This window comes from Klebsiella sp. HMSC16C06, from assembly GCF_001808325.1.
In the GTDB taxonomy this organism is placed as follows: Bacteria; Pseudomonadota; Gammaproteobacteria; order Enterobacterales; family Enterobacteriaceae; genus Klebsiella; species Klebsiella variicola.
Genome location: NZ_KV793012.1, coordinates 21,538 through 29,164 on the forward strand (window position 1 = coordinate 21,538; position 7,627 = coordinate 29,164).

Genomic DNA, 7,627 nt, shown 5'->3' on the forward strand with positions numbered 1-7,627 from the left:
GCGCAACGTGGCAAGACGGATGGCCCCGGTTTTCGGGGTCATGTTGTTTATCCACCGCGACATTCATCGACTGCGTCACAGAATCATGCGCCGCCCTCCACCTTCCGGACGATATTCATTGAGCAGGATGCCCGCCTAAATTATGACTATCCGGGAGTGGCGCTGGCTATTCCCTGCCCTACCCCATTATTGTGCAGAGGTTGACTATGTTTAGTAACAGACTCGCCAGCCATCTTGAGCGCGGCGTCGTCGGCTTCCCGACCACCCTCGCCAGCTCCGTCGGGCTGATCATGGCCAGCCCGGTGATCCTGACGGTCACCAGCGGCTTCGGCATGGGCGGCGATACCTTCGCGCTGGCGGTGCTGCTGGCCTTTATTATGATGCAGGCGCAGGTCACCACCTTTGCCGAGGCGGCGACGCTCATTCCTACCACCGGTTCGGTGTACGACTATATCGCCTGCGGCATGGGCCGCTTCTTCGCTATCACCGGCGCGCTGTGCGCCTATCTGATCGTCCATATTTTCGCCGGGACGGCGGAGACGATCCTGGCGGGCATTATGGCGCTGGTAAACTTCGAATCGATCAACGCTCAGATGGCCGCCCACCAGAACACCTGGATGGTGGGTGTCGGCATGGTGGTGATTTTCGGCTTGCTCAACGCCATCGGCGTGGAAATCTTCGGCAAGGTCGAAGTGGTGCTGACCTTCGGCATGTGGACCACACTGACTATTTTCGGCCTGTGTGGCATTTTTATGGCGCCGGTGACTCATCTTTCCGGCTGGTTCGGCACGCCGCTGAACATCAGCGATATCAACGGTCTGTTCGGCTATATCGGCATGGCGATGTTTATGTTCGTCGGCTGCGAACTGGTGACGCCGATGGCGCCGGAGATTAAACAGGCCCACCGCACTATTCCGCGGGCGATGGCGCTGGGCCTGCTGGGGGTCGCCAGCTGCATGTTTATCTACGGCGCGGCGATCAACCGCCAGGTGGAGAATACCGTGCTCGACGCGGCCAACAACGTCCATCTGCTGGATACACCGATGGCGATCCCGGCCTTCGCCGAACGGGTGATGGGCCACGCCGGCCAGTACTGGCTGGGGGTTGGGCTGCTGCTGGCCGGCTGCGCCACCATCAATACGCTGATGGCCGCCGTGCCGCGTATTATCTACGGCATGGCGCTGGACGGCGCGCTGCCCCGTTTCCTGACCTGGCTGCACCCGCGCTTTAAGACGCCGGTGATCGCCATCGCCATCGGGGTGGCGATCCCCTGCCTGCACGCCTGGTATCTGAACGGCGATCTGGACCGCATCGTGCCGCTGATCCTCGCCGCGGTCTGCGCCTGGGGCGTCGCCTATCTGCTGGTGACGCTGTCGGTGGTGATGCTGCGCATTCGCCGCCCGGACCTGCCGCGCGCCTACCGCTCGCCGTGGTTCCCGCTGCCGCAGATTATCTCCAGCGTCGGGATCATCATCGCTATCGTCAATATCACGCCGCCCGGGATGGACAGCCGCCAGGTGCTGGTACCGTTCGGCATAATGCTCGGCCTGACCGCCGCTTACGCCCTGTTCTGGACGGTGTGTGTGCAGCGCGTCAATCCGTTCAAGCCGCTGGTAGTGGAAGAGGTGGTGGAGCGCGCCATCAACAATTATGAAAAACAGACCCGCGGGGAGATGACGCCAGATGTCCTCCGTCCCCTGGTTTGAGACGCCGTTAATGAACGCGGTGCAGCGCGATCTGGCGGGCTGGCCGTGCGAAAAGCTGAGCGAACGCAGCGCATTGCTGCGATTGAACGACGCCACCGCCGTGACCTTCAGCGTGCGTCAGAAGCGGCTGTTTATGGCCAGCATTCACAGCTGCGAGTTTGTCGTCGAGGGGCCGGTGACCCGGCCCGTGCGCGGTAACATTCGCGCCCATCAATCCGGCTGGTGGAAACGCCAGCCGATCCGCTTTATCGGCGGCAAAGGCAGCGAGGAACTCGCCAGCTATCTCAACGGTTTTCCTAATCTCCAGCAGACCTTAAGCGAGCTGGATTACCGCCGCTTTTCGCTGACCTTTGATAGTAGCGGCTGGCGCTGCAGCATTGAACCCTGGGCCGCCAGCGAAGTGGTCTGTAAAATGCCGCCGCTGCGCCGTTATCTGCGGCTGGAAGCGCAGCAGCGGATGCTGCTGCTAAGCGTGCTGGCGATGTTTAATCAGGCGGTAAGTCAGTGGATGCGCGGTGGAATCGCAGAAGGGAAAGCATTGACTTCCCCGCCATCACAGCGGGGAAGCTGAGGCGTTTTATAGCAGACCAAACCGTTGCGCCAGCCGATCGATAGCCTGCCTCTGGAACTGCGCGAACTCCGCCCGCGGCTGCTGCTGCTGAATAAATTCCCGCAGCGGATCCTGGACCTCGGTACGGATACCGCTCAGCGTTTCCATCACCGCCAGGCCGCAGAACGGCACGTAGGATTCGGCGTAGCCGCCCTCGTGCACCATCACCAGTTTCCCGCCGCACAGGCGATCCGCCGCCTGCTGGACCTGTTCGGTCATCGCCCGGAAGCTGTCGCTATGTAGCTGCATCCGCGCTAATGGATCCATGGCGTTGGCGTCATAGCCGCAGGCGATAATAATCAGCTCCGGCTCAAAACGCGCCAGCGCAGGAATGACGATAGTTTCCAGCGCATAGCGCCAGCTGTCATCCCCCGCCCCGGCCAGCAGCGGAATATTAATGTTGTAACCTTCGCCCGCGCCCACGCCGCGATCGTCCTCGCCGGCGTAGCCCGGCGGGAAGCAGCCGTCCTGATGCAAGGAGATAGTCAGTACGTCGTCGCGCTGCAGGTAGATATGCTGGGTGCCGTTGCCGTGGTGAACATCCCAGTCAATGATCGCCACCTTGCCCAGCCCCAGCTGCGCTTTCGCCCGCTCGACGGCAATGGGAATATTGGCGAGGAAACAAAATCCCATCGACTGGTCCGGCAGACAGTGGTGTCCGGGCGGGCGCGACAGCGAATAGGCATTATCCAGCTCCCCCTCCAGCACCGCTTCCACCGCCGCACAGGCCAGCCCGGCGGAAAGACAGGCGATTTCATAACTGCCCGGCCCCAGCGGCGCCTCTTTGCCGAGCATGCCACCGCCGTTATCGCTGATCGCCTTGAAGCGCTCCAGATAGCTGTCGGGGTGGATCCGCCGCAGGTCCTCAAGGCTCGCCGGCGCCGCGCTGCGCAGCGCCAGCTGCGGCGTCAGCCCGGAGACGTCCATCAGGTTTTTCATCCGCCGTTTGGTCTCCGGCGATTCAGCATGGCCGCCACCGGCGGGCGGCTGCACCCACCCGCCCACCGGCAGCGTCACCGCGTGCAGGCCGGTACTGTGCCAGAAACAACGTTCATCAAAGAAGAAACCGGTTTTTCTTTTCACTCTATCCTCCCGTGGGCTAACTCTTCCCGGCGGCGGACGCCGCCGCAATCAAAATCAATGACAGCAGCGCGCAGACGCCTGCCGCCGCCAGCAGCGGGTCGGCGCTGGCAAAACGCTGCAGTAAGGCCCCGGCTAAGGCCGGACCGGCCGCCATGCCGCCGCCGATCACCAGATTGATGCTGTTCATCAGCCGGCCGTTGCTATCGAGCCCGGCCACACGGGCAAGAATAAAGGGCAGCACGAAGGTCCAGGTGAACTTAAACAGCAGCGCCGCGATGGCGTAGCGCACCAGCAGCGGCTGGCCGATCAGCAGCCCAACGCTGACGATCAGCAGGCCGTAGCCCAGCCACACCGGTAAACGATCGGCCCGCTGGGTACCCCGCAGCGCCGCGCCGCCGGCGCCGATAATGCCGCAAACCGTCGCCGCCGCCAGCACCAGACCGACCTGCGTCGGGGTTAGCCCCGCCGCGCTGCCGATGGTGCCGATAAAGGTCCACACTGCGCTGAGGCTGATATAGAAAGTGAGTACCGCCAGCACCGCCAGCGCCTGACGCCACAGCGCCGTCGACGGCTGCTGGTGGGAGGCAGAGAGCGGTTGAAAGCGCGGAGGGAAAGCGGACACCAGCGGCAAACAGCAGAGCATAATGGCGGCGAGGATCAGATAAACCACCTTCAGGCCAAAGGTCGCGAACAGGCCGGGCAGCACCAGCAGGCCAAGCATGCCTAACAGCAGTTGCCCGAGCACCCAAAAGGCGTAGACCCGCGACGGGTTCGGCGTCCCCGCCGCGCAGCTGATACACAAAATCATCAGCGTGCCGCCCGCCAGCGAGGCGAGAAAGCGCGCCGCCAGCAGCGTCTCGTACTGGGTGACCACCGCCGAGGCGAGGTTGGCGGTCAGAAACACCACCCCGGCCATCAGGGCGACCCGCCGCCAGTCGAGGCGGCTCATCCACCACCACGCCGGGAGCGTCGCCAGACTCATCGCCCCCAGCTCCGCCGAGAACAGCCAGCCGATCTGCCCAGGTTTAAGCTGCCATTCGCTGGCCAGCTGCGCCGCCACCGCCGGCGCGGTCATCAGAATACCCGGCGCAATAGCGGCAAAAATCACGATCGCCGCCAGCAAACGCAGGGAGACCACCAGCCCGGCGGGCCGGGAAAGCGCATTATCAGTGAGAGGGGTACTCGACATCGTAGGCGTGCTCCGGTCAAAAAAGCCTCCCCCCGGAGGATCCTCCAGGGAGTGATACCCACAGGCATCAGGAAAACGCCGTGCTGCCACGGCGCGCGCGGGATGCGAAAGTCAGATCACAGATGCAGCGTACGCTGAGCGGCCGGCATCCAGGTTCGGGAAACCAGTTCGGTACGATTGACCACTTCGGTCTTGGCGAAAATGTTGCGCAGGTGCGTTTTTACCGTCGAGAGCGAGATATCCAGCTGGCGGGCAATCAGCTTATTGCTGGCGCCTTCGCGCACCATGCCGACGATTTCCCGCTCTTTCGCCGTCAGGATGGCGGGCAGGTCATCGTCTTCCTGCAGACAGTCGCGAATGGCCAGCTCCACCAGCGGCAGCACCGCCTGAGCCCGCTGGCGCTCTTCGCTGGAGAAAGGCACGTCGCGCATCAGCGAGATACCGGCGATGATCCGCCGCTCGCGGCGAATAAAGATCTCGGTCATGTCGCGTACGTTATTCGGCAACATGAATTCATGATAGTAATGGCGGTTGCGGTCGCAGAGCCGCGGCGTCATCGCCGCCACGGTGGTGTTCTGGTGGCTAAAATGCGAGGGCAGAAGCGGATCCAGCGGCTGGAAGTTTTCCAGATATTGTTGGTGCGTATTATCGGAAATATTATGCAATATATAGCTTTCGGGTTTTAAACGATTATTTACTCGATAAAAGACCGCTGAAGTCAGTGGAATTAGCTGGGAAATAGTCTGTAAACAACGGGCTATTATCGCATCATTACGGCTGGCTTTTAACAAAGCAGACATGATAGGGCCTCCCCGTCGAGATGATGGTACATGACACATGGATGACTACTGATAATTGAAGCATACATTTCACATTTAAGTAACACAATCATTAACATATTAACAATGTGATAGCCGTTACATAATTTTCAACAAATCATTGTTATATAAAGCATTTAAAAAACACACCCGCCATGCTTTACGATAGCCGCGTTAAAATATAAACAAAAAAGATTAACACCCGGCGTACCTGCCCCTGGTGATAAAAAAAACCTATCCCCGACGCGTCATTCTCATCCTAAAGAACGATGGATTTCTGTTTTTTTTCACTTATACCCTTAACAGGATGCAATTAATTTTCGCCGCGGCGTAATCATGTGATGACGCCTGACCCGCTGTTGCCGAAATAATGAGAACGGCGCCCTGTGAGAGAGATCCATTAACCGCCACGGCTATCGTTCTTCCGGACGATAGCCGGGACCTGACGCGCTTTTTAAGGTAATCGAAGACCCCATAACAGGAGAGAGCGAATGGCGAGAGTCGTGGTGATCACCGGCGGTGGAACCGGAATTGGCGCCGCCTGCGCGCGGCTGATGTGCGCCGCGGGCGACCGGGTGTTTATTACCGGACGGCGCGAAGCGCCATTGCAGGCTGTCGCCGATGAGACCGGCGCCACGGCGCTGGTGGGCGATGCCGCCGACGGCGAGGTCTGGGGTCAGCGGCTGCTGCCGGCGATCCTCGACCAGGCTGGCGGTATTGATGTCCTCATCTGCAGCGCCGGCGGGATGGGCAACAGCCCCGCCGCCGAGACCAGCGACAGCCAGTGGCGCGAGGCGCTGGACAGCAATCTCACCAGCGCGTTCGCCAGCGTTCGCGCCTGTCTGCCCTCGCTCATTGCCCGCCGAGGCAATGTCCTGTTTGTCGCCTCCATCGCCTCACTCGCCGCCGGGCCGCAGGCCTGCGGCTACGTCACCGCCAAACACGCCTTAATTGGCCTGATGCGTTCCGTCGCCCGCGATTACGGCCCACAGGGGGTACGCGCCAACGCCATCTGTCCCGGCTGGGTCACGACGCCGATGGCGGATGAAGAGATGCGCCCGCTGATGCAGGCAGAAGGGCTATTGCTGACGGAGGCTTATCAGCGGGTCTGTCGCGATGTTCCGCTGCGCCGCCCCGCCAGCCCCGAGGAGATAGCCGAGGCCTGTCAGTTTCTCTGTTCGCCGCAGGCCGCCATCATCAGCGGCGCCACGCTGGTCGCCGACGGCGGCGCCAGTATCGTCGATGTTCCCACTCTGGCGTTTGCCTAACGCCCTACTCTGTTCAGGAGCCCCTATGACTTCAGAAGCCGTATTTATCCAGGTCGGCGCGCTGGCCGATGGTTTTGCGCCACACGGTAATTTACTCGCCACCACCAGCCTGCCCGCCGGCGAAACCTTTACTTTTTATGTCGCAGGCAGTAAGCCGCAGCAGTTGGTTATCGAAGATGACCAGACGCTCAGCTGGAACGACAAGCGCGCGCCCTGGCGGGCAACCGCCCTGCGCCCGGACATTCTGTTTATCGACTTCCTTGACCCGGAGCGGGATAACGCCAGCATTAGCGCGGTATGCAACCTGACACAGCGCAACGCCACCCTGGTCTACGGCCAGCTGCCGGACGAAGCCGCCGCGCGGCTGGACGCCTTCAGCCGGGTGGAGCAAGGCCTGCCGCTGACCGCGGTAGAGGCACGGTTTGTTTTTGCCCGCCTGGATGAGCAGTCGGGGCCGCTGCCGGACTTTACCGATGCGCTCATTGGCATGCGCAATCAGTACACCTACAGCCCGACCGAGCGCTATGAGCACATCTATCTCAACGACAATTTTTACACCTGGCAGTGTCTGGACGGTGTGGAAAAGGGGCTGGCGGATGTCGATCGCTGCCACTATGTGCAGGTGGCTGAGGATCTCTATCTGTTCGTCTGGCGGGAGAAAATCATTCCCACGCTGGGGGTGATCCTGATCGATCTGCAGCAGATGCGCACCGACGGCAAGATCATGGGCTATCAGGGCAGCGATTTCGGCGCCCTCAGCAATTTCCCGGTCGGCGCCAGCGCGAAGATCCTCAACGTCACCCGCCATCAGGAATAAAGGGGCGCCGCCGGGCACGCTTTCAGGCACCACACCCGTCATTTCGCCGGGTGGCGGCTGCGCCTGACCCGGCCTACGGTCCGAGCAGCCAGTCATTAATTTACCCACTTGTGCGACTGAAACTGCCGGTGCTGAC

Annotated in this window: 7 protein-coding genes; 4 read left to right on the forward strand and 3 right to left on the reverse strand. The window is 61.3% G+C overall.

Going from position 1 to position 7,627, the window contains the following annotated elements:
• Positions 1-206 precede the first annotated feature (206 nt).
• Entirely contained in the window at positions 207-1,706 is a 1,500-nt protein-coding gene (locus HMPREF3142_RS18960; protein WP_038422219.1) for an APC family permease, read from the forward strand.
• Entirely contained in the window at positions 1,684-2,277 is a 594-nt protein-coding gene (locus tag HMPREF3142_RS18965) for a DUF3156 family protein (protein ID WP_070612317.1), read from the forward strand. The genes HMPREF3142_RS18960 and HMPREF3142_RS18965 overlap by 23 nt, the downstream gene beginning before the upstream one ends.
• A gap of 6 nt (positions 2,278-2,283) precedes the next feature.
• Here HMPREF3142_RS18965 and HMPREF3142_RS18970 read toward each other — a convergent pair whose 3' ends face one another.
• The 3 genes from HMPREF3142_RS18970 to HMPREF3142_RS18980 form a co-directional block, all read right to left on the reverse strand.
• Positions 2,284-3,399 (reverse strand): class II histone deacetylase, encoded by a 1,116-nt coding sequence (locus tag HMPREF3142_RS18970; RefSeq protein WP_032734918.1) that lies wholly within the window; start codon positions 3,397-3,399, stop codon positions 2,284-2,286.
• Between the two features lie 16 nt (positions 3,400-3,415).
• Positions 3,416-4,588, reverse strand: coding sequence for an MFS transporter (locus tag HMPREF3142_RS18975; protein ID WP_012542539.1), 1,173 nt, complete (start codon positions 4,586-4,588; stop codon positions 3,416-3,418).
• 116 nt (positions 4,589-4,704) lie between these two features.
• The gene (locus HMPREF3142_RS18980; RefSeq protein ID WP_012968769.1) at positions 4,705-5,388 is read right to left on the reverse strand and encodes a response regulator transcription factor; all 684 of its coding nucleotides are present in this window, start codon (positions 5,386-5,388) and stop codon (positions 4,705-4,707) included.
• A gap of 509 nt (positions 5,389-5,897) precedes the next feature.
• On the opposite strand from HMPREF3142_RS18980, the gene HMPREF3142_RS18985 reads away from it, so the two are divergent.
• Together HMPREF3142_RS18985 and HMPREF3142_RS18990 are read left to right on the forward strand one after the other, a co-directional pair.
• Positions 5,898-6,674, forward strand: coding sequence for an SDR family NAD(P)-dependent oxidoreductase (locus tag HMPREF3142_RS18985; RefSeq protein WP_063266812.1), 777 nt, complete (start codon positions 5,898-5,900; stop codon positions 6,672-6,674).
• A gap of 25 nt (positions 6,675-6,699) precedes the next feature.
• Positions 6,700-7,491 carry a MoaF C-terminal domain-containing protein gene (locus HMPREF3142_RS18990; RefSeq protein WP_008805511.1) on the forward strand — a complete coding sequence of 264 codons (792 nt, stop codon included), beginning with the start codon at positions 6,700-6,702 and terminating at the stop codon, positions 7,489-7,491.
• Positions 7,492-7,627 lie beyond the last annotated feature (136 nt).

Bases quoted from the DNA above. Each gene is read 5' to 3' on its own strand.
- HMPREF3142_RS18960 (WP_038422219.1), top strand. From the start codon at position 207: ATGTTTAGTAACAGACTCGCCAGCCATCTTGAGCGCGGCGTCGTCGGC.
- HMPREF3142_RS18975 (WP_012542539.1), bottom strand. From the start codon at position 4,588: ATGTCGAGTACCCCTCTCACTGATAATGCGCTTTCCCGGCCCGCCGGG.
- HMPREF3142_RS18980 (WP_012968769.1), bottom strand. From the start codon at position 5,388: ATGTCTGCTTTGTTAAAAGCCAGCCGTAATGATGCGATAATAGCCCGT.
- HMPREF3142_RS18990 (WP_008805511.1), top strand. From the start codon at position 6,700: ATGACTTCAGAAGCCGTATTTATCCAGGTCGGCGCGCTGGCCGATGGT.
- HMPREF3142_RS18965 (WP_070612317.1), top strand. From the start codon at position 1,684: ATGTCCTCCGTCCCCTGGTTTGAGACGCCGTTAATGAACGCGGTGCAG.
- HMPREF3142_RS18985 (WP_063266812.1), top strand. From the start codon at position 5,898: ATGGCGAGAGTCGTGGTGATCACCGGCGGTGGAACCGGAATTGGCGCC.